Here is a 25,202-nt window from a genome sequence, read left to right as displayed (position 1 = left end):
GAACTCCCAATCTATCGGGTCCATCCGTGTCAACGCCGAGAATTCGCGCCGCATTCCGGTGGAGGCATCCGGGCCGTGGCTACGCTGAGGGGATGCTGCCAGGCGCCGCCGAGCATCCGCTCGTCATCGGCCACCGTGGTGCGCCCGGCTACCGGCCCGAGCACACGGAGGCGTCGTACCGGCTCGCGTTCGCCCTCGGCGTCGATGCGGTCGAGCCCGACCTCGTCGCGACGCGCGACGGCGTGCTGGTCCTGCGCCACGAGAACGAGATCTCCGGCACGACGGATGTCGCGTCCCGCCCCGAGTTCGCGTCGCGCCGGACGACGCGGTCGATCGACGGCCGCGAGCTGACGGGCTGGTTCACCGAGGACTTCACGTGGGCGGAGCTGTCGACGCTCCGAGCGACCGAGCGGCTCGGCGGCATCCGCCAGCACAACGCGACCTTCGACGGCCGCTACCCGATCATCCGGTTCCGCGACCTGCTGGCGCTGCTGGATGGCGCCGCCGAGGAGACGGGCCGGGTCATCCGGCTCGTCGCCGAGTTCAAGCACGCGACGCACTTCGCCTCGCTCGGACTCCCGCTCGACGAGCTCTTCGCCGCCGAGCTGTCGGCCGCCGGATGGGGTCGCGGCGACGACCGCCTCATCTCCGAGGCGTTCGAGCCGACGCTCCTCGAGCGGCTGCGCGACGGCGGCATCGGCGGCACGCGCGTGCTCCTCGTGGAGGACCGCGGAGCGCCGTGGGACCTCGCCACGATCGACGGCCCGGCGGCCCGGACGTACGACTCGTACGCGACCGGGGCGGGCCTGGCCGGGCTCGCGGGGGTCGTCGACGGGATCAGCGTCGGCAAGGCGCGCCTCGTCGGTGGGCCGGCGTCGTCGACGGATGTCGCGGCCGCCGCGCGACGCGTGCGACCGGACGCTCCGCTGCGGGGTGCGGCGCTCGTGGACGCGGCGCACGCCGCCGGCCTCGCGGTCTACACGTGGACGCTCCGCCCGGAGAACCGCTTCCTCGCCCCGCCCCACCGCCGCGGGGCCACGCGCAGCGCGTGGGGGGACTGGCTCGGCGAATTCACCCGCATCCTGCGCACCGGGGTCGACGGCGTGTTCCTCGACCACCCGGACCTCGGCATCGAGGCGCGCCGCGCCGTCGCCGACTCCTGACCGCCATTCGGGCGCTCGGTGCGTGACCGAGTCACCTCGAACGGCCCGGTGGCGGGCCCTCGGGCGGCCGTTCGAGGTGACTCGAGGTCATCCCGGCCATCCACGCGCACGCAGGGCCCGGTCCAGCGCCTCGAGGATCGCGGCATCCGCCATGCCTGATCGCACGCGGATGACGAGCCAGCCCGCGAGGGCGAGCTGGTTCAGCCGATCGACGTCGCGGTCGAACTGCCGACGGTCGGTGCGATGCTGCTCGCCGTCGTACTCGAGGAGGACCCGGTGCTCCCGGAAGACGAGGTCGCCGTCCGTCGACGTGCCGTCCGGCAGACGTATCGGATGGTTCAGCGCGGGCTCGGGATATCCGGCGCGCATCACGAGGAGGCGCAGCCTCGTCTCCCGGGCCGATCTGGAGCGTGGCCGCAGTTCGAGCCGCGCCGCCCGGATCGCCCGTGCGCCGCGCCGGGCGCCGTGGCGCGCGATCGCCGCATCGAGCGTTTCCGCTCCGCACAGCGGCTGGGGGCTGCCGAGGAGTCGGTCGCCGGCGGAGATGAGCTCATCGAGGTCGAGCGATCCCGCAAGCTGACACCACGCGTCTGCCGGCGCGAGCACCGGGAGACCGTGCAGGAAGGCGATCGCCGGGGCGGCGGAGGCGCGATGGCCGACGACGCCCCGGCCATGCGGTTCGCGGCCCGCGGCCGAGACGTGGAGCGCGGTCTCGGCGGCGACGTGCGCCGGCACCGGCAGGCCCCAGAGCCGAGCGGCCGTCGCGTGGCTGAACCAGTGCTCGGCGTGCATGTGCGCCGCGTAGGCGAGGCAACGGTCCAGCAGCGTGTCGACGGGCGCCGCCGAGCGGATGCCGCGGAACGGGGCGGTCAGGTCACGCGCTCGGAGGCGGCGGCGGCTGATGCCGAGCTCGCGCGCCTCGGCCACGCGGAACGGCGCGAGACGCAATTCGAGCGGCAGCGGGCGCGGCGGGACGGGCATGCACGAACGGTGCCACGTCATCCGCGCGGGAGCACTGCGCTGTCCACAGCGGCCCGGGCGCGGTCCTCGAGTCACCTCCGATGGCCGCGTTCAGGACAGCCGAGCGGCCGTTCGAGGTGATTCGGCGTGGGTGCCGTGAAGAGCAGGGGTGGGCGCGAAGTCAGGGGCGGGGTGGGCTGTCGGATGCCGCGCCTAGACTTGACGGGACATGACGCTGATCCTCGACCCCGACGACCCGACCGGCTGGCGCGAGGCGCCTGTCGCGGCCACCGACGAACGCACGGGGGCGCCGCACGGCGCCGGGCACGCGGCATCCGATCGGCTGACGGCCGGGCTCAACCCGCAGCAGCGCGAGGCGGTCGAGTACCGCGGGCCCGCGCTGCTCATCGTCGCGGGCGCGGGGTCGGGCAAGACCCGCGTGCTCACGCACCGCATCGCGAGCCTCATCGACGGGCGCGAGGCATGGCCGAGCCAGATCCTCGCGATCACCTTCACCAACAAGGCCGCGGCCGAGATGCGCGAGCGCGTCGAGGCGCTGCTCGGCGAGGCGGCCGGCGGCATGTGGATCTCGACGTTCCACTCGGCGTGCGTGCGCATCCTGCGCCGCGAGGCCGAGTCGCTCGGGCTGTCGAGCACGTTCACGATCTACGACTCGGCCGACCAGCGCACCATCCTGAAGCGCATCATCAAGGAGCTCGATGCCGACACGCTCGGGTTCACGCCGGCGAGCGCGCAGGCGAAGATCTCGAAGCTCAAGAACGAGCTGTCCGACGTCGAGACGTACGCCCGCAACGTCAACACGAACGACCCCAACGAGGTCATGTTCCTCGAGATCTTCCGGCAGTACACGCGCCGGCTGCGCGACGCGAGCGCGCTCGACTTCGACGACCTCATCAGCGAGACCGTCTACCTGTTCCGCGCGTTCCCGAAGGTCGCGGCGCTGTACCAGCGGCGGTTCCGGCACATCCTCGTCGACGAGTACCAGGACACCAACCACGCGCAGTACGCGCTCATCCGCGAGCTCACGCGCCCCGTCGAGCCCCACGTCGTCGCCGAGCTCGACCAGCACGGCGTGCTCGTTCGCGGCATGACGGATGCCTCGGGCGCGATCCCCGGCGCGAGCCTCACCGTCGTCGGCGATTCCGACCAGTCGATCTACGCCTTCCGCGGCGCCGACATCCGCAACATCGTCGAGTTCGAGCGCGACTTCCCGGGCGCGAAGGTCGTGCTGCTCGAGCAGAACTACCGATCGACGCAGAACATCCTCTCGGCGGCGAACGCGGTCATCTCGAACAACTTCGACCGGAAGGACAAGAAGCTCTGGACGGCCGACGGCGACGGCGACAAGATCACCGGCTACACCGGCTACACGGCGCACGACGAGGCGCAGTTCGTCGTCGATGAGATCGAGGCGCTGCGCCGCGCGGGCGTCGCCTACCGCGACATGGCGGTCTTCTACCGCACGAACGCGCAGACCCGTGCACTCGAGGAGATCTTCGTGCGCTCCGCCGTGCCGTACCGCGTCGTCGGCGGCACGAAGTTCTACGAGCGCGCCGAGATCAAGGACGCGATGGCCTACCTCATCGCCGTCGCGAACCCGCTCGACGAGCTCGCGCTGCGCCGCATCCTGAACACGCCGAAGCGCGGCATCGGACCGGCGACCGAGACGAGCCTGGCGAGCTTCGCCGAGCAGAACGACCTCACCTTCCGCCAGGCGATGCGCGCGGCCGACGGCCTCGGACTGGGCCCGAAGGTGACCAAGGCGATCGTCGACCTGGCCAAGGTGCTCGACGAGGCGTCGGCGATGCTCGTGCCGTCGCAGAAGGGCCTCGACGAGGGCACGAACGAGGGCGCGGCGAAGGTGTCCGACGTGCTCGCCTTCCTGCTCGACCGCTCGGGGCTCGTGGCGACGCTCCGCAACAGCCGCGATCCGCAGGACGAGACCCGGGCCGAGAACGTCGAGGAACTCCTCGCGCAGACGAAGGACTTCGACCGCGAGAACCCGGGCGCGGGGCTCGTCGACTTCCTGACGCAGGTGTCGCTGGTGGCCGCCGCCGACGAGCTCGACGACGCATCCGGCACCGTGTCGCTCATGACGCTGCACACGGCCAAGGGCCTCGAGTACCACGCCGTGTTCCTCACCGGGCTCGAGGAGGGCCTGCTGCCGCACCAGATGTCGGCGTCCGAGCCCGGCGGCCCCGCCGAGGAGCGGCGACTCTTCTACGTCGGCATCACGCGCGCCCGCAAGCGGCTCTTCCTCTCGCTCGCGATGAGCCGCGCGCAGTTCGGCGAGGTGTCCGTCGCCATGCCGAGCCGGTACCTGCAGGAGATCCCCGACGAGCTCGTCGACTGGAAGCAGTCGCCCGGCATGGCCAACAGCCGCGGCGGGAGCCAGCCTCGCGCGCTCAACGCGCGCCGCGGCGGCTACGGCGGCAGCGGCGGCGGGGCCTGGGGGACGCGCGACCGCGACCTCGAGCGGTTCAGCGTGACGAAGTCCACCGCGACGAAGACGGAGTGGGCGAACCGGGTCACGGGCACCGTGCGCGACAACGGCGACCTCACGCTCGAGGCCGGCGACCGCATCCGTCACACGGACTTCGGCGAGGGCACCGTACGCCAGGTCACCGGCGAGGGCAGCAAGCGCATCGCCCACGTCGCCTTCGACGCCGCGGGGCAGAAGAAGCTCCTCATCAAGATCGCGCCCATCGAGAAGCTGTAGCGGCCGCCACCGATCCGGCGTCCGGGAGGACGCGTGCCGACCGGCCGATCATCCGCCGCCCGCCGCGGACGAGGCCCGGCACAGGTCGTCGAGCGCGCGCTGGTACGCCGGGGTCCGGTAGTACCAGCTGTGGGTGTCGACCACGCCGACGTAGCCGCTGAGGTCGATCTCCTCGGCGTACCGGTCGCGCGCGTTCCCGGCCGTGCCGACGGAGTGCGCCGGGAAGCCCAGGTAGTCGGTCAGGCGCCACAGGTTCAGCCACCGCGACGCGGGGAACCCGCCCGGCACCGCCGGGGAGCCTCCCTCGAGGTCGGCGCCCGACCACGGGTCCCGCTGCCACGCGGCGGGCCGGCCGCAGGGAACCGCGCCGATGACCTCCGGGCCCAGCACCTCGGGGAAGAAGCGCCCGAAGTACGGCCGGAGCTGCACGCCGAAGGTCAGCAGCCCGATCCGGTCGCGGTACGAGGGCCAGCCCGGATCGTTCCGCAGCGCGTAGAGGGCCGCGACCGCGACGACGGCGCCCATGCTGTGGGCGGCGAGCACGACCGACCGCGGCCGGGTCGTCCCGTCGCGCTCGACGGGCGGCAGGTCGAGCCACCACCGGATGCGACGCGCGACCTCGGGAACGGCCCGCTCCGCGTAGCACGGCGCGCCGAACGGGTGTCCCGCCCGCGGCAGGAAGCATGCGAGGTCCCAGACGAGCGCGAGCGGCCGGGACGAGCGCCGGCCGCCCAGCACGAGGCCGGCCGTGACGGACAGGCCGATGACGACCCAGACCATGAGCGACGCGTCGATCCACCGCGCGAAGGCCGTGGCGACGGCGGCGGCCGCCTCGGGCGGAAGCACCCGGCGGAGCGACCCGGGCGCGAGCGCCATCGCGACCGTGACGACGGCGGCCGTGAAGAACGCGATCGCGAGGACTCCGACCATCGGCTCGGCGAGGTGCAGCCGGGCCGCGAGGGCGCGCTTCTGGTCGACCTCGGGACGGAGCAGCGTCGACAGCGTCGCCCGGGCCGATGCGGCATCCGTCGTCGACGGCGCGTCGGACGTCGACCCGGGCGCGGCCGCCGGCGCCCGCGCCGTGACGTCCCGTCGGCGGACGAGCATCGCGCCGACGACGATCGCGCCGACGAGGATGGCCGCCAGGGTCGTGCCGAGGAACGGCGCGAAGAACGGGCCGATCGTCATCTCGCCCGGCAGGCAGTCCTCGCCCGAGCACTCGGGGTACGGCTGGTCGAGCCGGTTCGCCGCCGCGGCGCCGTTCAGCCAGTCGCCGACGAGCACGTTGAGCAGGGACCCGAGCACGAGCTCGATCGAGAGCCCGAGGGTGAGGAAGACCGCGGCGCCGCGCCCGCGCCAGCCGCGACGGGCGCGGTCACGGGCCGGCAGCGCCCACGTCACGACGATGAGCGCCAGCGCCGTCGCGATGATCGCGAGCAGGATGCGGTCGGAGGCCTGCCCCATGACGCGCGGCTCGAGGCGGATGTCGCCGTGGAACCCGAGCACGAGCATCGGGACGGCGTAGAGCACCACGGCCGCCGTCAGCAGCCCGAACGGGGCACGGCGGTTCGCGTGGGTCAGCTCGTACGGCGCGGAATCGGTGGTCGCGACGAGCGCGGCGCACGCGACGACCACGAGGCCCGACGCCACGGCGAGGAACGGCGTCACGCCCGTGGTGTCGCTCGCGTACGCGAAGCTCGTCACGAGCGCGACCACCGCGACGCCGGCTGCGAGGTGCAGGATCGCGAGGCGGTGGGTCTCGGTGCGGGTGAGCCAGAACCGCGGCTCGGCGAGCAGCGGCCGGCCGTCGTCGTCGTCGTCGGGCCCGCCGAGGATCCGGCCGGCGACGTTGTAGCGCAGGGTCGAGAGCTTCGAGACGAGGAACACCGCCACGAGGGCGAGCACCGGCACGAGCGAGAACAGGGCGACGCGGCGCTCGTCCTTCCAGGCCGCGAACGTGTCGCCGGCCCCGCCGATCGGCTCGCAGACGGTCCGCCCACCGCGGAAGCACTGCAGCGCCAGCAGGTCGATCGCGACGGATGCGACGGCGAGCGCGAGCACGAGCGTGAGCGCGAGGCACGCGATGCGCACGATCGCGGCGCCCGCGCGGATGCGGCGGCCGTCGCGCGGCGAGGGCAGCTGCCAGGCCCAGATCGCGGCGTTGGCGATGCTGAACGGCAGGAGCAGCGTCCATGCCGCGCGGGCGAGGACGGCGAGGGCGACCCCGCCGATGCCGGACTCCGGCGGCGCGGTGCGCACCATCCCGCCCCACGAGTACGTCTCGCGGTGGACCCCGTGGGGGACGCGACCGCGCGGGACCTCGGCCGGCTCGACCACGCCGCGCGAGGTCTCGCCGTGCACGCGGTCGACGCGCCCGCGTTCCACGGCCTCCGGGGTCGGGTGCCAGAAGCTGCCGAGGTCGTCGCCGAAGGCGAGCTCGACGTCGTCCTTCGGCAGATCGAGCATGTCGTGCGGCGGCGTGTTGTTCACCCCGTGGATGCGGAGCTCGAGCACGGGTTCCGATTGCGATGCCGACATCGTGCGTACCGCCTCCCTGCGGCGAACGGGCCTCAGGCCCCCGACGCGCGTCATGGTAGTCCCGTGGCGAGCCGAAGCCGTCAGGGACGCCCCGGAGCCTGCGGAAGCGAGGCGGGCACCGGGAGCCGGGCGATGAGGCCCATCGCGTCGTACGGCGCGCGGACCTTGATGTCGTTGTCGAAGTACAGGTACGCGTCGCGGCCGGCCTCGAGGTGCGCGCGCGTCCACTCCGCCCACCGGTCGAGCGAGCCCTCGTCGTAGCCCGATGCGTAGAGCTCCTCCTCGCCGTGCAACCGGGCGTACGCGAAGTCGGCGGTCGTCCGGTCGAGGCGGGGGTACTTGCCCGCCGTGTCGGCGGTGACGGATGCCACGCCGTGCCGCTCCAGGACGGTCGTCCACCGGTCGGCGGCCTCCTCGAACGACGGATGCCGCACCTCGACGGCGTACCGGATGCGCGTCGGTCCCGGGGCGCCCGGCACCGCCGCCGAGAACGACGCCCGGCCCTCCATGCGGTCATCGTGCCGGGCGGCGAGCGCGGCGGCATCCGCTCGGGTTCTCGGCAGTCGTGCGAGGAACGCGTCGAGCAGGTCCTCGTCGAATCGGAGCGTCGGTGGGAGCTGCCACAGGACGGGACCGAGCTTCGGCCCCAGGTCGAGCACGCCCGAGGCGAGGAAGTTCGCCAGGGGCGCGTCGATGTCGCCCAGGCGCTTGACGTGGGTGATGAACCGCGGGCCCTTGACCGCGAAGAGGAAGCCGTCGGGCGTGCCGTCCCGCCAGCGGAGCCAGCTCGCCGGGCGCTGCAGCGAGTAGAACGAGCCGTTCAGCTCGATCGAGGTCATGCGCTCGGCGGCGTAGGCGAGCTCGTCGGCCTGACGGAGGCCCTTCGGATAGAACACGCCGCGCCACGGACGGTACCGCCATCCGGAGATGCCGATCCGCGCCTCGGCCATGCCGGCGTCCTGCCCGTCCCGCTAGACCGCGCCGCCGAGCAGGGCGCCGATCGCCCACGTCACCGCGAGCGCGAGCGCGCCGCCGATGACGACGCGCGACACGGCGCGGAGCCGCGGGGCCCCGCCGATCCACGCCGAGAGCCAGCCCGTGACGGCCAGCGCCACGAGAACCGCGATGAACGTCGTCGCGATGCGCCACTCGGGCGGGGGGAGCAGGATCGCGATCATCGGCAGCACCGCCCCGACCAGGAACGACGCGGCGGACGCCCAGGCCGCGTGCCACGGGTTCACGACGTCGGCCTCGGCGATGTGCAGCTCGGCCTCGAGGTGGGCCGCGATCGCGTCGTGCTCGGTGAGCTCGATGGCCACGCGCTCCGCCGTCTCGCGCGAGAGGCCCTTGCCCCGGTAGATCTCGGCGAGCTCGGCGAGTTCCTGCTCGGGCATCGTGGCGAGCTCCTCGCGCTCCTTCGCGATGAGGGCCCGCTCGGTGTCGCGCTGGCTCGAGACCGAGACGTACTCGCCGAGCCCCATCGAGATCGCCCCGGCGGCGACGGAGGCCACGCCAGCGACGACGATGGCGCCGAGGTCCGTCGTCGCCGCCGCGACGCCCACCACGAGGGCCGCGACGGAGACGATGCCGTCGTTCGCGCCGAGCACGGCGGCCCGGAGCCAGTTGAGCTTCGCGTGCACCCTGCCGTCGTGCGGGTCGGTGCGGTGCGTCGGTTCGGCAGCGGCATCCGTCATGTCGGCAGTATCGCAGCGCCGGGGGCGGATGCCACCGGCCGGAGGTCCCGCGACGTGGAGCGCCCGACGTGCGGGCGACGGCCGGTTCGGGCGTGCCGCGGGGGAGGGGTACCATGGTCGCGGCCCGTTTATCTCGACATCGAGGTATCTCGACGTCGAGAGGTCACCCGGGCCCCCTCACCCACCATCCCTACGCGCGAACCGCGGAACGATTGGAAGCAGAGCGTGGATCTTTACGAGTACCAGGCCAGAGACCTCTTCGAGAAGTACGGAGTGCCGGTGCTCCCGGGCATCGTCGCCGACACGCCCGAAGAGGCGCGCGCCGCGGCGGAGAAGCTCGGCGGCGTCGTCGTCGTCAAGGCACAGGTGAAGACCGGCGGCCGCGGCAAGGCCGGCGGCGTGAAGGTCGCCAAGAACGCCGACGAGGCGGAGGAGGCCGCGAAGGCGATCCTCGGTCTCGACATCAAGGGTCACGTCGTCAAGCGCGTCATGGTCGCCGCCGGCGCCAAGATCGCGCAGGAGTTCTACTTCTCGGTGCTCCTCGACCGCGCCAACCGGTCGTACCTCTCGCTCACGAGCGTCGAGGGCGGCATGGAGATCGAGCAGCTCGCCGTCGAGAAGCCCGAGGCGCTCGCGCGCATCGAGGTCGACCCCGGCACGGGCATCACGCCCACCAAGGCCCGCGAGATCGCCGAGGCCGCGAACTTCCCGGCCGAGCTCGTCGACAAGGTCGCCGACGTGTTCGTCAAGCTGTACGACGTCTACCGCAGCGAGGACGCGACGCTCGTCGAGGTGAACCCGCTGATCCGCGACGAGGACGGCAACGTCATCGCGCTCGACGGCAAGGTGACCCTCGACGAGAACGCGGAGTTCCGCCACGCCGGCCACGCCCTGCTGGAGGACAAGGCCGCGGCCGACCCGCTGGAGCAGGCCGCGAAGGAGCTCGACCTCAACTACGTCAAGCTCGACGGCGAGGTCGGCATCATCGGCAACGGCGCGGGGCTCGTCATGTCGACGCTCGACGTCGTCGCGTACGCCGGCGAGAACCACGGCGGCGTGAAGCCCGCCAACTTCCTCGACATCGGCGGCGGCGCGTCGGCCGAGGTCATGGCCAACGGCCTCTCGATCATCCTCGGCGACCCGCAGGTGAAGGCCGTCTTCGTCAACGTCTTCGGCGGCATCACCGCCTGCGACCAGGTCGCGAAGGGCATCGTGGGCGCGCTCGCCGAGCTCGGCTCCACCGCGAACAAGCCGCTCGTCGTGCGACTGGACGGCAACAACGTCGCCGAGGGCCGCCGCATCCTCGAGGAGGCGGCGCACCCGCTCGTCACCCTCGCCGAGAACATGGACCAGGGCGCCGACAAGGCCGCCGAGCTCGCGAACGCCGCGCGCTGATCGAGCCCGTCGAGATCAAGGACTAGGAAAAGCAATGACCATCTTTCTGAACAAGGACTCCAAGGTCATCGTCCAGGGCATCACCGGCGGCGAGGGCACGAAGCACACCGCGCGCATGCTCGCGGCGGGCACCCAGGTCGTCGGCGGCGTGAACGCGCGCAAGGCCGGCACCACCGTGCTGCACCGGGACGCCGATGGCAACCCGGTCGAGCTGCCGGTCTTCGCCAGCGTGCAGGAGGCCATCGAGCAGACGGGAGCCGACGTGTCGATCGCGTTCGTGCCGCCCGCCTACACGAAGGACGCCGTCGTCGAGGCCATCGACGCCGAGATCCCGCTCCTCGTCATCATCACCGAGGGCGTGCCCGTGCAGGACTCCGCCGAGTTCTGGGCGTACGCCAAGGAGAAGGGCGAGAAGACCCGCATCATCGGACCGAACTGCCCGGGCATCATCAGCCCCGGGGAGTCGCTCGTCGGCATCACGCCGGCGAACATCACGGGCAAGGGCCCGATCGGGCTCGTGTCGAAGTCGGGCACGCTGACCTACCAGATGATGTACGAGCTGCGCGACCTGGGCTTCTCGACCGCGATCGGCATCGGCGGCGACCCCATCATCGGCACCACCCACATCGACGCACTCGCAGCGTTCGAGGCGGACCCCGAGACGAAGGCGATCGTGATGATCGGCGAGATCGGCGGCGACGCCGAGGAGCGCGCGGCCGACTTCATCAAGGCCAACGTCACGAAGCCGGTCGTCGGCTACGTGGCCGGCTTCACCGCACCCGAGGGCAAGACCATGGGCCACGCCGGCGCCATCGTCTCCGGCTCGGCGGGCACGGCCGAGGCGAAGAAGGAGGCCCTCGAGGCCGCGGGCGTCAAGGTCGGCAAGACGCCGTCCGAGACCGCCCGCCTGCTGCGCGAGGTGTACGAGACGCTCGGCGCGTAGCGCTGCGCACCGCAGGGAGGGCCCCGTCCGGCGTTCGCCGGGCGGGGCCCCTCGTCGTCAGGATGCGATTCCTCCTCCGGGTCTCACGGGTCGATCACGACCACGCATGTGTAGGTGCCCGGCTGCAGGTCCTCGAGCTTGACGCTGGGATCGTCGAGTTCCTCATCGAGCGAGACGTCGGGATCGGTATCCGGGTCCTCCACCGTGGCATCGCACTCGATGCTCGAGAACGTGCCACCGGGCTCGAGGGAGTCGACACTGACCGTGATGTCGGTCAACGGCGTGTTGAGGAAGTTGACCGTGACGGGATCGTCCTCCTCGTCGGCGCAATCCGGGCCGAGCACGACCGTGACATCCTTCGTGGCGTCATCGCTCACGTAGCCATCCGGTACGTCCTCAGTGACCGTGTAGTCTCCGGCGACCGACGAGACGAGCAGGTCGTCGAAGCAGAGCTCGCCGTCCGCATTCGTCTGACCGGTCAACGGTGTCTCGGGGTCGATGTCACCACCCGTCACGGTGAAGGTGACGCCCTCATGCGAGTGCGTCTCGTTCACCGTCGCCGGATCGTCATCGTTGTCCGCGGCGTGCTTGCGGTCCTTCACGATAAGGAGCGAGCCCGTCTGGAGCACGTTCGTGTACGTGCAGTCGACGGCCTGTCCCTCGGCGAGGTCGAAGGTCACGGTTCCGGCCGCCGTGTCGACGGCGAACGCGGCCTGCGTCTCCTCGGGGGTCTCCCCGTATCCCGTGCTCATCGTGCAGTCGATGTCATCGAGCGCCCAACCATCGGGGATCGTGCTCTCATCGACGACGTAGTCCGTGCCGAAGGGCACGTCGGTGAACGTCTGCGCACCGCCGTTGCCGAGGTCGAACGTCAGGTCGGGCGTCTCCGCATCGGACTCCACGGTGAAGCTGCGGTCGAACCCGAACAGCGTCGTCTCGGGCTCATCGGCGGGATCCGTCAACTTGCGGATCGTCACCGTCGCGCAATTCGTGATGGGCGTCCCGGATGGCGCGATGAAGTCCTTGAGGGCCGCCGTGAACGAGTCGGACGAACGGCTCTTCAGGTACGCGCCGGCGAAGGACGTGCAGCTATCGCCGAGCAGCTCGGTGAGGTTCACGGAGGCCTCGCCGAACGTGCGGGCCGAGATCGGTCCGGGCAGCGGTGCCGACTCGCTCGCCGGGATCTGCGTCGTGTTGATCGACCCGGTCGCGATGCCCGCCTGGCTGAGGTTGGTGCGCAGGCCCCAGCAGGGGAACGCGTTCGATGCGACGCAGTCCGACGGGGTGACCGCCACCGGGTCCTCCACGTAGGTCGGACCGAACGACGTATCCTCGAGCCAGTACGCGATGGACAGTGTGGGGTTGGTCCCACCCTGCGAGAGGTCGTACTGGATCAGCAGGTCGCCCTCGGTCCGCGCGGGAGTGACGCCGTTGCCCACTTCCGGATCGGCAGCCTCCTGGTTGAACTCGAAGTCCATGTTCGTAGTGCCACGCGGCTCTTGGACGCGGTGCCAGAACATGTGCAGGAAGTCGTCGCCGCCCGGCACCTTCTCGACGTACGTGTTGAAGTTCAGCAGATCGCTCTTGTTCGGCGGGATGCTCCCGTCCACGACGGACGGGACTTCGGTGTCCTCCTTCGACCCGTTGCCGAATGAGTCGTCCCCCGACCCGGGCGGGAGATCCGCCGTGGGCGTGGTCACCCCGTCACTCGCCCAGTCGATCGAGGGTGCCGCGTCATCGACCTTGAGGTTGGCGTTGGTGTCGACCTCGAAGTTGCTGCCGGTCAGGCTGACTTCGGGATGGTCCGCCAGTGCGGGCCCGCTGATGAGCACGGTGCCCACGAGCGCCGTGACGCCGACCGCGGCCGCCCCCGGGAGATATCGTCGACGCGACTCGGCGCGTTCTTCGGATGTTCGAATTCTGGCTGCAAGCGGCATCATCGCCTCCGGGTATTCGCAGCGTCGTCCGGTCCGGGCGGACCGGACGGTCCTCTGCGGGGCGATGATGCGGGGAGAGATCGGGTTTCCGTCGGCGCGTCGGGCGAGGTGGGTAGAGCTTCGCCGGGCGTGCATCGCGCCGTAGGGGAGTCTGTATGCCACTGCGCACGGTACTCCGGTCGGCGTGCGCGCCGCGAGTGGAGATGAGAAATCCTCATACCCCAGATCGGGGGGCGCTCCCGGACCGCTCGTGGCAGCATGGAGCCATGACAGTCCGGCCGAGTCCGGTGCACGTCCTCAAGGCGAGCTTCGTGACCGAGGAATCCGTGTACGGCGTGATCCTCGTCTCCGGCATGATCGTCGTCGCGGGCGCGCACGGCGACAGCTCGTGGTCCGTCTTCTGGACCGTCGCCGTGACCGTGATCGTCTTCTGGGCCGCCCACGTCTACGCCGGCACGGTCGCGAATCACGGGGTGGACGCCGAGGGCAGGATGATGGGCCTCCGTCGGGCGTTCCGCCACTCGCTGCGCCGGTCCCTCGGTCTCCTCGTCGCCGCCCTGATCCCGTCGGCCATCCTCCTCATCGGGGCCACGCGCGCGGTACCCGATGCGGTCGCGCTGTGGGCGGCGCTCTGGGCCGGCGTGGTGGTGCTCGCGGTGCTCGGCTTCGTCGCGTTCCGACGTCGCGGCGCGAGTCCGCTCATGCAGGTCCTCGGGTCGCTGGCGACCGCCGGATTCGGGTTCGCGATGATGCTCCTGAAGGCGTTCGTGCACTGACGCCGCCGGCCCACGGGACCATCGTCCCCCGGCGTGCCACGGGCGTGGATATCGTCGGCTCCGAGGCGTCCGACGACGGGGGAGTCCGCCATGTCCGATCCGATCCGCACCGATGAGGAGCTCCGCGCTCGCATCGCCGAGCTCGAGGCCGAGAACCGGAGCCTCCGCGCGGCGGTGCCGGAGGTCCCGGCGGCCGCCGGGGCGCGAGCCGCGACATCCGCGCCCGCGGCCCGGCCGAGGCGGCATCGCGGCCGCACCGTCGCAGCCGTCGCACTCGTCGTCATCGGCCTCCTGCTCGCCCCCGTCGCGGTCGTGAGCGCGTGGGCGCGGCTGCAGCTCATCGACACCGACCGGTTCGTGTCGACCTTCGCGCCGCTCGGCGAGGATCCGGCGGTGCAGGCCTACATCGGTGACGAGGTGGTCGGCGCGATCGAGGAGCAGGTCGACATCCCGCAACTGACGTCCGACGTCTTCGACGGCATCCGGTCGCTCGACCTTCCGCCGCGCGCCGAGGACGCCCTGGGTCTGCTCGAGGGTCCGGCCGCCGAGGGCCTGAGCTCGCTGCTGCAGCAGACCGTGGACCGGGTGGTGACCTCCGAGGCCTTCGCCGACGTGTGGGCGGCGGCGCTGCGCGGCAGTCACCGGCAGTTCATCGCCGCGCTCCAGGGCGACCCGGATGCCGCGCTCGCGATCGGCGACGACGGCACGCTCTCGGTGCAGCTCGGCCCGATCATCGAGCAGGTGAAGTCCCGGCTCGCCGATCGCGGCGTCGAGTTCGCCGCGGCGATCCCGGTGATCGAGCGCAGCGTCGTGGTGGCGAAGGTCGACTCGCTCGTGCTGATCCAGACGATGTACGCGCTCGCCGTCGCCGTCGGCACGTGGCTGCCGGTCCTCGTGCTGGTGCTGCTCGCCGCGGGCGTGCTCGTCGCGAAACGCCGCAGCGCCGCGCTCGTGTGGACGGCCGGCGGCCTCGCCCTCGTCATGCTCCTGACGCTCGCCGGGTTCGGAACCGGCCGGTTGTTCTTCGTCGGGACCGTGAGTCCGTCGATCATGCCCGCGGGCGCCGCCGAGGCGATCTACGGCGGTCTCACGGACCTGATGGTCTCCACGATCGTCGCCCTGGCGGTGCTCGCCATCGCGATCGCGCTGATCGCGTGGCTGTCGGGACCGTGGCGCCCGGCGCGCGCCGCCCGCGGGTTCGCCGACGACGGCTTCGGGGCGGTTCGCCGCGCGGCCGAGGAGCGCGGCGTGACGACGGGGCGCTTCGGTGCTGCCCTGGACCGCTCGAGGGTTGCGGCCTACGTGGTCATCGCGGTGATCGCGTCGCTCGTGCTGTGGTTCAGCCGGCCGATCGAGCTGTCGACGGTGATCTGGACGGTGGTGCTCGCCCTGTTCGCGGTCGCGCTCGTCGAGCTGCTGCGGCGCCCGGGTGCGGACGTCCCCGACGCGGCTGAGGAGGTTCCCGGGACGGCGGCGGCGGTGCCGGCGGACGGAGGGGACGAGGCGGACGCCGACGCCCGGATCGCGCTGGGTCGCATCGACTCCGCACGTCCTGCGGGCTGATCCCACGCCGGCGCATTAAGGTCGAGTGCGATGAGACGCACGACGATCGCCCTGCTCGCCGCCCTCGAGGCGACCGTGTCGACGCTCATCGGATACGGCGTCGCGCTCGTGCCGCTGATGCTGCTCTGGGCGGTCGCGTTCGAGCTCGCGGCGCCGCTGGACGTGTTCTTCCGCGTCGCAGGCGACCTCTGGCTCCTCGGGCACGGCGTCGACGTGACCGTCCGCCTCGACGAGGCGACGGCGGCGAGCGTCGGCATCGCCGGCGCCGAGGAGCCCTTCGCCGTGACGCTCCCGTTGCTCGGCTTCGCCGTGCTGACGTTCGCCTTCGCGATGCGGATCGGGCGGCGCGCGACCCAGGGCGGGGATCCACTCGTGGGCGCCGCGGCCGCCGTGGTCACGGTCGGCCTGCTCGGCGGCGCGATGGGGTGGCTCGCCACGACCGAGGTCGCGGCGCCGTCGCAGTGGCAGGCGGTCCTGCTGCCGGCGCTCGTGATGGCGGCGGGGACGCTCGTCGGCGTCGCTCGCACCTTCGCGCGTCTGGGCTGGGCGACGGATGCCACGACGACGGCCGTCCGCGACCGCATCGACCGGCTGCCCGCGGTCGCGCTCGACGGCGTCCGGACCGCGGTGCGCGTGGGCGTGGGTGCGGCGTTCGGCGTGGTGGCCGTCGCTGCGGTCCTGGTCGCCGTGCGGATCGTGCTCGACCACGCGACCATCGTCGGGCTCTACCAGGCGCTGGGCGCGGGCGTCGACGGTGACACGGCCATCACGATGGTGCAGCTCGCGCTGGTGCCCAACCTCGTCGTGTGGGCCGCGGCCTGGCTCCTCGGGCCCGGCTTCGCCCTCGGCGCCGGCACCACGGTGTCGCCCGGCGTCACGCTGATCGGGCCCGTCCCGGGGCTGCCGCTCCTCGGCGCCCTACCGCCCGAAGGGGCACCGCTGGGCGTGCTCTGGCTTGCGCTGCCGGTGCTGCTCGGCTTCGCCGGGGCGATCGCCGTCGCGACGTCCGTCCCCGTGCACGAGAAGGCGCCGTGGTGGGCGACGCTCGCGGTCGGGCTCGGTGCGGGCGTCGTCGCGGGCGGGCTGCTCGGCGTGTTCGCGGCCTGGTCGGGCGGCGCGGCCGGACCGGGTCGGCTGGCGCAGGTGGGGCCGGACGCGCTCCTGGTCGCGGCCGCCGCCGCAGCGAGCGTGGGCGTGGGCGCGGTCGCCGGCGTGTTCGCCGCACGTGCGCGGGCCCGGAACGCGCTGACCGGGGTACCGGCGCGGGACGAGCCGGAGCGCGTGGCCCCGCCGGTCTAGCCGCGGCATCCGGCACTGTGTTGCACGACCGGACAACAGTCGTGTTAGCCTGCCGGACAACACGCGACCCGGCGGCCCGTCGAGGGCCCGCTAGGGTGCGCCCGCCACCGACGCATCGCTCGACGAGGAGTCCCATGCCCGAGACCGCAGGCCCGCCGAGGCCCGCCCGCCCCGCAGACGACCGACACGACGGGAAGGGCCTCGCGGCCGGCACCCTCGGTCTGTGGGGATCCACCGTCATCGGGCTGGCCTCCACCGCGCCCGTCTACTCGCTCGCCGCCACGCTCGGCTGGGTCGTGCTGGCCGTCGGCGCGCAGGCTCCGATCGCGTTCATCCTCGCCTTCGCGCCCATGCTGCTCATCGCGTTCGCGTACCGCGAGCTCAACCGCGAGGTTCCCGACTGCGGGACGACCTTCACCTGGGCCACCAAGGCGTTCGGCCCCTGGGTCGGCTGGATGGGCGGATGGGGCGTCGCCGTCGCGGGCGTCGTGGTCCTCGCGAACCTCGCGCAGATCGGCGGCATCTACTTCTGGCTGCTCATCGACGAGTCCCTCGCCGAGGACCCGTTCGTCGTCACCGCGACCGGCGTCGTGTTCATCGCGCTCATGACCTGGGTGTCATGGCGAGGACTCGAGATCGGCGAGCGCCTGCAGCAGGTGCTGCTCGCGATCCAGTACCTCGCGCTCATCGCGTTCGTCGTGCTCGTCGCGATCCAGTTCGCCACCGGCACGGCACCGGAGGGCGCGACCCTGCCGACGCTCGAGTGGTTCAACCCGTTCGGGTTCACCGACTTCTCGGCCTTCGTCGAGGCGATCCTGCTGGCCCTCTTCATCTACTGGGGCTGGGACACGTGCCTCGCGCTCAACGAGGAGACGAAGGACCCGACGCGCACGCCGGGCCGGGCCGCCGTGCTCACGACCGTCATCCTGCTTGTGACGTACGTCGGCGTCACCGTCGCCGCGATGGCCTACGCGGGGCTCGGCGACGAGGGCTTCGGCCTCGCGAACGAGGCCAACTCCGACGACGTGTTCTTCGCGCTCAAGGACGCCGTCTTCGGTCCGTGGTCGTGGCTGCTCGTGGTCGCCGTCATGATCTCCGCGGTCTCGTCCACCCAGACGACGATCCTGCCCACCGCTCGCGGCACGCTCGCCATGGCGGTGTACCGGGCGCTCCCCGAGCGGTTCGCCGGCGTGCACCCCCGGTTCCGGACGCCGGCCTTCTCGACGCTGCTCATGGGCGCTGTCGCGATCCTGTTCTTCGTCGGCATGTCGCTCATCAGCGACAACCTCATGCAGGACACCATCCTCTCGCTCGGCCTCGCGATCGCGTTCTACTACGCGATCACCGGGTTCGCGTGCGTCTGGTACTTCCGTCGCACCCTGCGCGAGAGCGCGCGCAACCGGTGGTTCCGCGGCATCCTGCCGTTCGTCGGCGCCGCGCTGCTCGCCGCCGCGTTCGGGTTCTCGGTGGTCGACATGCTCGACCCCGAGTACGGGTACACGGTGCTGTTCGGCGTCGGCGGGGTGTTCGTCGTGGGCGTCGGCTCGCTCGCGCTGGGCGTCGTGCTCATGCTCGCCTGGGCGGCGTTCCCGGCGTCGGCGCCGTTCTTCCGCGGCGAGGCGCTCAACGAGGGCACCGACGTCCTGGTCCCGGAGGACGAGCTCCCGCTCGTGAGCTCGGTCGACGGGGGGCGGTAGCGCGACGAGGCACGCAGGTGAGCGGATGGCGCCGGGTCATCCGCTCACCTGCGCGACCGGTACCCTCGTAGGGTGCTGAAGCTCGTCGTGCTGATCTCGGGCACGGGATCGAACCTCCGCGCCCTGCTCGAGGCGTCGGAGGACGCCGAGTTCCCCGCCCGCGTCGTCGCCATCGGCGCCGACCGCGACTGCGAGGGCCTCGGGCTGGGCGAGGAGTTCGGCATCCCGGCCTTCACCGTCCCCTACACCGCCTACGGCTCGCGCGACGAATGGGGCGAGGCCCTCATCGAGCAGGTGCGGAGCTGGCAGCCCGACCTCGTCATCCTCTCGGGTCTGATGCGACTCGTGCCGCCCGCCGTGGTCGACGCGTTCAGCCCCCACCTGATCAACACGCACCCTGCGTACCTGCCCGAGTTCCCGGGTGCGCACGGGGTGCGCGACGCGCTCGCCGCGGGCGTCACCGAGACCGGCGCGAGCCTCATCGTCGTCGACAACTCCGTGGACGGCGGCCCGATCATCGCGCAGGAGCGCGTCCCCGTGCTGCCCGGCGACACCGCGACCAGCCTCCACGACCGCATCAAGCCCGTCGAGCGCCGCCTGCTGATCCAGGCCGTGCTCGACATCGCCAACTCGCACCTCGACCTGAAGGAGCTCGCCCGATGAGCGGAGCCAGCATCGACCCGAGCCTCTACCGCGATCGCGACGTCGTGCCGGTGCGCCGCGCACTCATCGCCGTGAGCGACAAGACCGGCCTCGTCGATCTCGCGACCGCGCTCGTCGAGGCGGGGGTCGAGATCGTCTCGACCGGCGGCACGTCGAAGGCCATCGCCGGCGCCGGCCTGCCGGTCACGCAGGTGGCCGACGTCACGGGCTTTCCCGAGCACCTCGACGGGCGCGTCCGCACCCTGCACCCGGGCGTGCACTCCGGCCTGCTCGCCGACCTGCGCCTGGAGCACCACGAGCGGGAGCTCGCAGGCCTCGCGATCACGCCGTTCGAGCTCGTCGTCGTCAACCTCTACCCGTTCGTCGAGACCGTCGCCTCGGGCGCCGAGCCCGACGCCGTGGTCGAGCAGATCGACATCGGCGGTCCGGCGATGGTGCGCGCCTCGGCGAAGAACCACGCGAACGTCGCCGTGGTCGTCTCGCCCGACCGCTACGACGAGATCGTGTCCGCCGTCCGCGCGGGCGGCACGACGCTGGTGCAGCGCCGCGACCTCGCCCGCGAGGCCTTCCGTCACACGGCGACCTACGACATCGCGGTCGCCTCGTGGATCGGCAGCGTCGTCGCACCCGACCAGGCGGTCGAGGAGTCGCCGTTCCCCGCCTGGGTCGGTGCCGCCTGGACCAAGGACGCCGATCTCCGCTACGGCGAGAACGCGCACCAGAAGGCCGCGCGCTACTCCGCGGTGGGCGGCCGCCCGGGCATCGCGCAGGCCGCGCAGCTGCACGGCAAGGAGATGTCGTACAACAACTACGTCGACGCGGATGCCGCGGTGCGGGCCGCGTACGACTTCGAGGCACCCGCCGTCGCGATCATCAAGCACGCCAACCCGTGCGGCATCGCCGTCGCGGCACCCCATCGACAGGCTCAGGACGGCGCCGGCGCCGCCGACCCCATCGCCGACGCGCACCGCCGCGCGCACGAGTGCGACCCCGTCTCGGCGTTCGGCGGCGTCATCGCCGCGAACCGCACCGTGACGCGCGAGATGGCCGAGACCGTCTCGGGCATCTTCACCGAGGTGCTCGTCGCGCCGGGCTTCGAGCCCGAGGCCGTCGAGGTGCTCACGCAGAAGAAGAACCTCCGCCTGCTCGAACTGCCCGAGGGCTTCGAGCCGCCCGCCGTCGAGATCCGCCAGGTGTCCGGCGGGCTGCTCCTGCAGCAGGCCGACCGGTCGTTCGCGGATGCCGCCGGCTGGACCCTCGTCGCGGGCGACGCCGCCGACGAGGCCACGCTCGCCGACCTCGCCTTCGCCTGGCGCGCGTGCCGCGCCGTGAAGTCCAACGCGATCCTGCTCGCCTCGGGCGGCGCCTCGGTCGGCATCGGCATGGGCCAGGTCAACCGCGTCGACTCGTGCCGCCTCGCGGTCGACCGCGCCGGCGACCGTGCGGCCGGGTCGGTCGCGGCATCCGACGCGTTCTTCCCGTTCGCCGACGGCCTGCAGATCCTGCTCGACGCGGGCGTGAAGGCCGTCGTGCAGCCCGGCGGTTCGGTGCGCGACGAGGAGGTCGCCGCCGCGGCGAGGGCGGCCGGCGTGACGATGTACTTCACGGGCGAGCGCCACTTCTTCCACTGAGTCCATCCCCCTCCCGCGGCCTCCGCGGCGGAGTACCCTTGACGTGAGGGCGCCCACGAAGCGCCTGCACAGCCGCGCCCACAAGGCGATGAACAAGGAGAACGATCGATGACGATCACCCACGCCCCGGTCCCCTCACCCGACGCCGGGGTCCACGCCGCCCTTCCCCTCGACGCACCGGACCACGAGCGCGTACTCATCACGCGCGGTCCTCGCTCGGGCCTCACCATCATCGTCGCGGTGCACTCGACCGCACTCGGCCAGGCACTCGGCGGCGCCCGCGTCTGGCACTACGAGCACTGGACCGACGCGCTCGCCGACGCCTTGCGGCTCTCGCAGGCGATGACGCTGAAGAACGCCGCGGCCGGCCTCGCCCGGGGCGGCGGCAAGTCGGTCGTGTGCATCCCCTCCGGCGAGACGCTCGACGAGGCGCGCCGCCACGACGCCATGCTCGACCTCGGCGACGCCGTCGAGTCGCTCGGCGGGGCGTACATGACCGCGGAGGACGTCGGCACGAGCGCCGAGCTCATGTCCGTCGTGCACGAGCGGACCGAGCACGTGTGCGGCCTCCCCGCCGAGCAGGGCGGCGTGGGCGAGCCCGCGGATGCCACGGCGGCCGGCGTCCACGCCGGAATCCTCGCCACGCTCGACCACGTCTTCGGCTCGCGGGAGGTCGCTGGGCGCCACTTCGTCGTCGCCGGACTCGGCCAGGTCGGCGGGCGCCTCGCCCGCGCGCTCGCGGCTGGAGGCGCACGGCTCACCGTGACCGACGTGGCGGACTCCAAGCGCGCGCTCGCCGACGAGCTCGGCGCCGCCTGGGTGGCTCCGGCCGACGCGCACCGCGTCGAGGCCGACGTCTTCGTGCCGTGCGGACTGGGCGGCGTACTGACGCCGCAGGTCGTCGAGGAGCTGCGGGTCCGCGCGGTCGTCGGCGCCGCGAACAACCAGCTCGCCGAGCGCGACGTCGCTCGCATGCTCCGCGCGCGCGGGATCGCCTGGGCGCCCGACTTCGTGGTGAACGCCGGCGGCGTCGTCTACCTCGACCTCGCCGCGACCCCCGGCATCGCCCCGGAGGAGCTCGACCAGCGCATCGCGGGGATCGGGGACGTGGTCGCGGCCGTGCTGCGCGACGCCGACGCCGCGGGCATCACGACGCTCGACGCGGCGGAGCGCATCGCCGAGGCGCGCCTGGCCGCGGCGCGCTGATCGCCTCGTCCGGCACCGCCCGGCGAGGGCCGGCCGGGCGCCGGGGCGCCGTCGCGACGACGACGCCCCGGCGCGGGAGGCCGCGTCGCCCCCGATAGGCTGGCGCCATGACGACGCCCGCCGCGATCCGCCTGCCCGCCGTCCCCGATCGATCCCCGGCGCAGGCGTCCGTGGCTCGCCGGAGCATCGCGGCGATCGCGTCGGCGGCGGCCGTGGCCCTGGTCGCGTTCACGGCGGGCGTGCTCGCGACGTCCCTCGCCCAGGGGCAGAATCCCGCGGTCTTCGGCCAGGCGTTCGGCTACTTCGCGCTCGCCGCCCTCGCGCTGTGGGCGCTCCTCTGCGTCGCGAACGCCGCGGGCGCGCTGCGCGCCTGGTTCCTCGCGGCGCTCGCGGGTCTCACGTCGGCGGTGCTCGCCGGGCTGCTCGCGGCGAGCACCAACGTGCTCGCGCGAGGGATCGAGGTGACGGGTCAGGTGTTCTCCGTCGTGCTGGGCTCGCTCGCGGGCATCAACCTCGTGTTCATCGTCGCGGCGGTGCTCGCCGAGACGTTCCTCGCCCCGCGCGTGGAGCGGGCGGTGCTGCAGCACCGTCCCCGGCGCCCGCAGCGGCGCGTCGCGCTCGTCCGCATCCCCGCGTCGAATCTCGCCGAGGGCGAGCTCACGCACCTCGAGCGTCGGACGGTCGACACCGCGCGTGCCGACGAGCAGTGGGACGACTACTGCGCCGCGCTCGTCGCCGAAGGGTGGGAGACCGTCGAGGTGGACGCCGCGCCCGACCTGCCGGACTCGGTCTTCATCGAGGACGCCGTGGTGTTCTTCGGCGACCTCGCCGTACTCGCCAATCCCGGCGCCGACTCGCGCAAGCCCGAGGTCGAGGCCGTCGAGCGCGCCGTCCGCGCCATCCCGGGCGTCTCGGTCGCGCGCATCACCGCGCCCGGCACGCTCGACGGCGGCGACGTGCTGAAGGTCGGCGGCACCGTCTACGTCGGCGCCTCGTCGCGCACCAACGCCGAGGGCATCCGCCAGCTCCGCGGCCTCCTCGTCCCGCGCGGCTACACCGTCGTCGCCGTGCCGATGACGAAGGCACTGCACCTGAAGAGCGCCGCCACCGCACTGCCGGACGGCACCGTCATCGGGCATCCCGACCTGCTCGAGACGACCTCGCTGTTCCCGAGGTTCCTGGCGGTGCCGGAGCCCGAGGGCGTCGCGGTCGTCATCCTCTCCGACGAGACGCTGCTCATGTCGGCGTCGGCCCCGCGCACCGCCGAGCTGCTGTCGGGGCTCGGCTACCGCGTCGTGACGGTCGACATCGGCGAGTTCGAGAAGCTCGAGGGCTGCGTCACCTGCCTGTCGGTGCGGGTGCGCTGACCCGGGTCACCCGGCCGTCGTGCAGCTCGACCACCCGGTCGGCGCGCTGCACGAGGTTCGGGTCGTGCGTGGTGACCACGGCGCCGACGCCCCGGGAATGCACGAGCTCGGTGATGAGCCCCATCACCGTGGCGGCCGTGCCGCTGTCGAGCTGGCCGGTCGGCTCGTCCGCGAGCAGCACCGAGGGGCGGGCCGCGAGCGCGCGGGCGATGCCGACGCGCTGCTGCTGGCCGCCCGAGAGCTCGTAGGGACGCTGCGCCGCGTGCCCGGCGAGCCCCACGAGCTCGAGCGCCTCCGCGACGCGCGCGTCGCGCTCCGCCGCGGGCACGCGCTGGAGGCGGAGCGGCACCTCCACGTTCTCGGCGGCGGAGAGCACCGGGATGAGCCCGAACGACTGGAACACGTAGCCGACCCGGTCGCGTCGGACCGCCGCGAGCGCGTCGTCGTCGAGACCCGAGAGGTCGTCGTCGCCGAGCAGCACGCGGCCCGCCGTCGGGCGGTCCAGGCCGCCGAGCAGGTTGAGCAGGGTGGTCTTCCCGGCCCCCGAGCGCCCGGTCACGACGACGAGCTCGCCGGGACCCACCTCGAGCGACACCTCGTCGACGGCGGTGACGGCGCCGGCGCGTCCGTCGTACACCCGGCTCACGGACTGGGCGCGGAGCGTGGTCATCGTGCCTCCTCGAGGTCGCCGCCGTCCGATGCGGGGGCGGATGGCGCGGTCGGGCCGTCGCCGGGCGGGACCGCGGCGTCGTGTCCCGGTCGCACCTGCACGTGGTCGGGCTCGAGCGAGAGACGGACGCGGTCGCGCAGCCCCAGGCCGGTGACGAACTCGTGCGGGAGCTGCAGGCGACCGACCCGGTCGAGCACCGCGAACTCCTCCGCGATCGCCTGCTCGGCGCCGTGCTCGTCGAGGCGCGTCGAGCGCAGCACCTCGGTCGAGGTGCGTCCGTCGCGGATCTGCACCGTGCGCCGGACGTGCTCCGACACCGACGGGTCGTGCGTGACGATGAGCATGGTCACGCCGAGCCGTTCGTTCACCGAGCGCATCGCCTCGAGCACCGAGGCGGAGGTGGCCTCGTCGAGTTCGCCCGTGGGCTCGTCGGCCAGGAGCACCTTCGGGTCGTTCGCGAGGGCGACCGCGATCGCGACCCGCTGCTGCTCGCCGCCCGAGAGCTCGGCGGGGCGGCGGTCCGCGGCATCCGGCACCCCCAGCAGGTCGAGGAGCTCGGCGACCCGCGTGCTGCGATCGGCGCGCCGCACGGTGCCCGCGACGGCCATGGCGAGGGCCACGTTCTCGGCCGCGGTGAGGTACGGCAGCAGGTTGCGCGAGGTCTGCTGCCAGACGAACCCGACCGTGGACCGGCGGTAGCCGACCCGCTCGCGCGCGCCCATCGCGAGCAGGTCGTGGCCGGCGACGCGGGCGACACCGGCGGTGGCGGTGTCGAGGCCCGAGAGGATGGTGAGCAGCGTGGACTTGCCCGATCCGGAGGCCCCGATGAGGGCCACGAGCTCGCCCGGGTCGATGCGCAGGTTGAGCCCCTGCAGCGCCTGCACCTCGACGCCGTCGGCGCTGAAGATGCGCACGAGGTCCGAGCACAGGATGTGCGGTTCCGCGATGGCCTGCGTCATG

Annotated in this window: 19 protein-coding genes; 12 read left to right on the top strand and 7 right to left on the bottom strand. The window is 72.6% G+C overall.

What is annotated here, in order from left to right:
* Positions 1-92 precede the first annotated feature (92 nt).
* Positions 93-1,163 (top strand): glycerophosphodiester phosphodiesterase family protein, encoded by a 1,071-nt coding sequence (locus WBQ80_RS16200; protein WP_336572012.1) that lies wholly within the window; start codon positions 93-95, stop codon positions 1,161-1,163.
* 87 nt (positions 1,164-1,250) lie between these two features.
* On the opposite strand, the gene WBQ80_RS16195 is transcribed toward WBQ80_RS16200, so the two are convergent.
* Positions 1,251-2,144 carry a DUF559 domain-containing protein gene (locus WBQ80_RS16195; RefSeq protein WP_337282610.1) on the bottom strand — a complete coding sequence of 298 codons (894 nt, stop codon included), beginning with the start codon at positions 2,142-2,144 and terminating at the stop codon, positions 1,251-1,253.
* Positions 2,145-2,352: 208 nt separating this feature from the next.
* Between WBQ80_RS16195 and WBQ80_RS16190 the strand changes: the two genes are divergently transcribed.
* Complete coding sequence (locus WBQ80_RS16190; RefSeq protein ID WP_337282609.1) at positions 2,353-4,863, top strand: ATP-dependent helicase; 2,511 nt, start codon at positions 2,353-2,355, stop codon at positions 4,861-4,863.
* A gap of 48 nt (positions 4,864-4,911) precedes the next feature.
* On the opposite strand, the gene WBQ80_RS16185 is transcribed toward WBQ80_RS16190, so the two are convergent.
* From WBQ80_RS16185 to WBQ80_RS16175, 3 genes are all read right to left on the bottom strand, one after another.
* Positions 4,912-7,401: a hypothetical protein gene (locus WBQ80_RS16185; protein ID WP_337282608.1), complete on the bottom strand. Its 2,490-nt coding sequence runs from the start codon at positions 7,399-7,401 to the stop codon at positions 4,912-4,914.
* A gap of 80 nt (positions 7,402-7,481) precedes the next feature.
* Positions 7,482-8,351, bottom strand: a complete 870-nt coding sequence (locus WBQ80_RS16180; protein ID WP_336573570.1) for a DUF72 domain-containing protein — start codon at positions 8,349-8,351, stop codon at positions 7,482-7,484.
* A gap of 21 nt (positions 8,352-8,372) precedes the next feature.
* On the bottom strand, positions 8,373-9,095 hold the full coding sequence (locus WBQ80_RS16175) for a VIT1/CCC1 transporter family protein (protein ID WP_337282607.1): 723 nt from the start codon (positions 9,093-9,095) through the stop codon (positions 8,373-8,375).
* A gap of 225 nt (positions 9,096-9,320) precedes the next feature.
* Between WBQ80_RS16175 and sucC the strand changes: the two genes are divergently transcribed.
* Both sucC and sucD read left to right on the top strand, forming a co-directional pair.
* Positions 9,321-10,490 (top strand): ADP-forming succinate--CoA ligase subunit beta, encoded by a 1,170-nt coding sequence (sucC, locus tag WBQ80_RS16170; protein WP_336572244.1) that lies wholly within the window; start codon positions 9,321-9,323, stop codon positions 10,488-10,490.
* A gap of 34 nt (positions 10,491-10,524) precedes the next feature.
* A complete protein-coding gene (sucD, locus tag WBQ80_RS16165) occupies positions 10,525-11,433 on the top strand; it encodes a succinate--CoA ligase subunit alpha (protein ID WP_336572243.1) in 909 nt (302 codons plus the stop codon).
* 83 nt (positions 11,434-11,516) lie between these two features.
* Here sucD and WBQ80_RS16160 read toward each other — a convergent pair whose 3' ends face one another.
* Positions 11,517-13,274 carry a prealbumin-like fold domain-containing protein gene (locus WBQ80_RS16160; protein ID WP_336572242.1) on the bottom strand — a complete coding sequence of 586 codons (1,758 nt, stop codon included), beginning with the start codon at positions 13,272-13,274 and terminating at the stop codon, positions 11,517-11,519.
* Positions 13,275-13,636: 362 nt separating this feature from the next.
* Here WBQ80_RS16160 and WBQ80_RS16155 point away from each other — a divergent pair, with 362 nt between their 5' ends.
* From WBQ80_RS16155 to ddaH, 8 genes are all read left to right on the top strand, one after another.
* The gene (locus WBQ80_RS16155) at positions 13,637-14,146 is read left to right on the top strand and encodes a hypothetical protein (protein ID WP_336572241.1); all 510 of its coding nucleotides are present in this window, start codon (positions 13,637-13,639) and stop codon (positions 14,144-14,146) included.
* A gap of 90 nt (positions 14,147-14,236) precedes the next feature.
* On the top strand, positions 14,237-15,709 hold the full coding sequence (locus tag WBQ80_RS16150) for a hypothetical protein (RefSeq protein WP_336572240.1): 1,473 nt from the start codon (positions 14,237-14,239) through the stop codon (positions 15,707-15,709).
* Positions 15,710-15,739: 30 nt separating this feature from the next.
* Entirely contained in the window at positions 15,740-17,008 is a 1,269-nt protein-coding gene (locus WBQ80_RS16145) for a cell division protein PerM (RefSeq protein ID WP_336572239.1), read from the top strand.
* A gap of 134 nt (positions 17,009-17,142) precedes the next feature.
* A complete protein-coding gene (locus WBQ80_RS16140) occupies positions 17,143-18,705 on the top strand; it encodes an APC family permease (RefSeq protein WP_336572238.1) in 1,563 nt (520 codons plus the stop codon).
* Positions 18,706-18,777: 72 nt separating this feature from the next.
* A complete protein-coding gene (gene purN / locus WBQ80_RS16135; RefSeq protein WP_336572237.1) occupies positions 18,778-19,368 on the top strand; it encodes a phosphoribosylglycinamide formyltransferase in 591 nt (196 codons plus the stop codon).
* Entirely contained in the window at positions 19,365-20,999 is a 1,635-nt protein-coding gene (gene purH / locus WBQ80_RS16130) for a bifunctional phosphoribosylaminoimidazolecarboxamide formyltransferase/IMP cyclohydrolase (protein ID WP_336572236.1), read from the top strand. Before purN ends, purH begins: the two co-directional genes overlap by 4 nt.
* Positions 21,000-21,107: 108 nt before the next feature.
* Entirely contained in the window at positions 21,108-22,205 is a 1,098-nt protein-coding gene (locus tag WBQ80_RS16125; RefSeq protein ID WP_336572235.1) for a Glu/Leu/Phe/Val dehydrogenase dimerization domain-containing protein, read from the top strand.
* Between the two features lie 107 nt (positions 22,206-22,312).
* Positions 22,313-23,572, top strand: coding sequence for a dimethylargininase (ddaH, locus tag WBQ80_RS16120; protein ID WP_336572234.1), 1,260 nt, complete (start codon positions 22,313-22,315; stop codon positions 23,570-23,572).
* Here the strand turns inward: ddaH and WBQ80_RS16115 are convergent.
* Positions 23,544-24,242 (bottom strand): ABC transporter ATP-binding protein, encoded by a 699-nt coding sequence (locus WBQ80_RS16115; RefSeq protein ID WP_336572233.1) that lies wholly within the window; start codon positions 24,240-24,242, stop codon positions 23,544-23,546. The genes ddaH and WBQ80_RS16115 overlap by 29 nt on opposite strands.
* Entirely contained in the window at positions 24,239-25,201 is a 963-nt protein-coding gene (locus WBQ80_RS16110) for an ABC transporter ATP-binding protein (protein ID WP_336572232.1), read from the bottom strand. The genes WBQ80_RS16115 and WBQ80_RS16110 overlap by 4 nt, the downstream gene beginning before the upstream one ends.
* Position 25,202 lies beyond the last annotated feature (1 nt).

The sequence above is a fragment of the Agromyces sp. CCNWLW213 genome (genome assembly GCF_037199545.1).
Taxonomy (GTDB): Bacteria; Actinomycetota; Actinomycetes; order Actinomycetales; family Microbacteriaceae; genus Agromyces.
This window is presented reverse-complemented; position numbering and strand designations above follow the sequence as displayed.

What these genes read in the sequence shown, in the direction of transcription:
- WBQ80_RS16200 (WP_336572012.1), top strand. Translation starts at nt 93, where the DNA reads ATGCTGCCAGGCGCCGCCGAGCATCCGCTCGTCATCGGCCACCGTGGT.
- WBQ80_RS16195 (WP_337282610.1), bottom strand. Translation starts at nt 2,144, where the DNA reads ATGCCCGTCCCGCCGCGCCCGCTGCCGCTCGAATTGCGTCTCGCGCCG.
- WBQ80_RS16190 (WP_337282609.1), top strand. Translation starts at nt 2,353, where the DNA reads ATGACGCTGATCCTCGACCCCGACGACCCGACCGGCTGGCGCGAGGCG.
- WBQ80_RS16185 (WP_337282608.1), bottom strand. Translation starts at nt 7,401, where the DNA reads ATGTCGGCATCGCAATCGGAACCCGTGCTCGAGCTCCGCATCCACGGG.
- WBQ80_RS16180 (WP_336573570.1), bottom strand. Translation starts at nt 8,351, where the DNA reads ATGGCCGAGGCGCGGATCGGCATCTCCGGATGGCGGTACCGTCCGTGG.
- WBQ80_RS16175 (WP_337282607.1), bottom strand. Translation starts at nt 9,095, where the DNA reads ATGACGGATGCCGCTGCCGAACCGACGCACCGCACCGACCCGCACGAC.
- sucD (WP_336572243.1), top strand. Translation starts at nt 10,525, where the DNA reads ATGACCATCTTTCTGAACAAGGACTCCAAGGTCATCGTCCAGGGCATC.
- WBQ80_RS16155 (WP_336572241.1), top strand. Translation starts at nt 13,637, where the DNA reads ATGACAGTCCGGCCGAGTCCGGTGCACGTCCTCAAGGCGAGCTTCGTG.
- WBQ80_RS16150 (WP_336572240.1), top strand. Translation starts at nt 14,237, where the DNA reads ATGTCCGATCCGATCCGCACCGATGAGGAGCTCCGCGCTCGCATCGCC.
- WBQ80_RS16145 (WP_336572239.1), top strand. Translation starts at nt 15,740, where the DNA reads ATGAGACGCACGACGATCGCCCTGCTCGCCGCCCTCGAGGCGACCGTG.
- WBQ80_RS16140 (WP_336572238.1), top strand. Translation starts at nt 17,143, where the DNA reads ATGCCCGAGACCGCAGGCCCGCCGAGGCCCGCCCGCCCCGCAGACGAC.
- purH (WP_336572236.1), top strand. Translation starts at nt 19,365, where the DNA reads ATGAGCGGAGCCAGCATCGACCCGAGCCTCTACCGCGATCGCGACGTC.
- WBQ80_RS16125 (WP_336572235.1), top strand. Translation starts at nt 21,108, where the DNA reads ATGACGATCACCCACGCCCCGGTCCCCTCACCCGACGCCGGGGTCCAC.
- ddaH (WP_336572234.1), top strand. Translation starts at nt 22,313, where the DNA reads ATGACGACGCCCGCCGCGATCCGCCTGCCCGCCGTCCCCGATCGATCC.
- WBQ80_RS16115 (WP_336572233.1), bottom strand. Translation starts at nt 24,242, where the DNA reads ATGACCACGCTCCGCGCCCAGTCCGTGAGCCGGGTGTACGACGGACGC.
- WBQ80_RS16110 (WP_336572232.1), bottom strand. Translation starts at nt 25,201, where the DNA reads ATGACGCAGGCCATCGCGGAACCGCACATCCTGTGCTCGGACCTCGTG.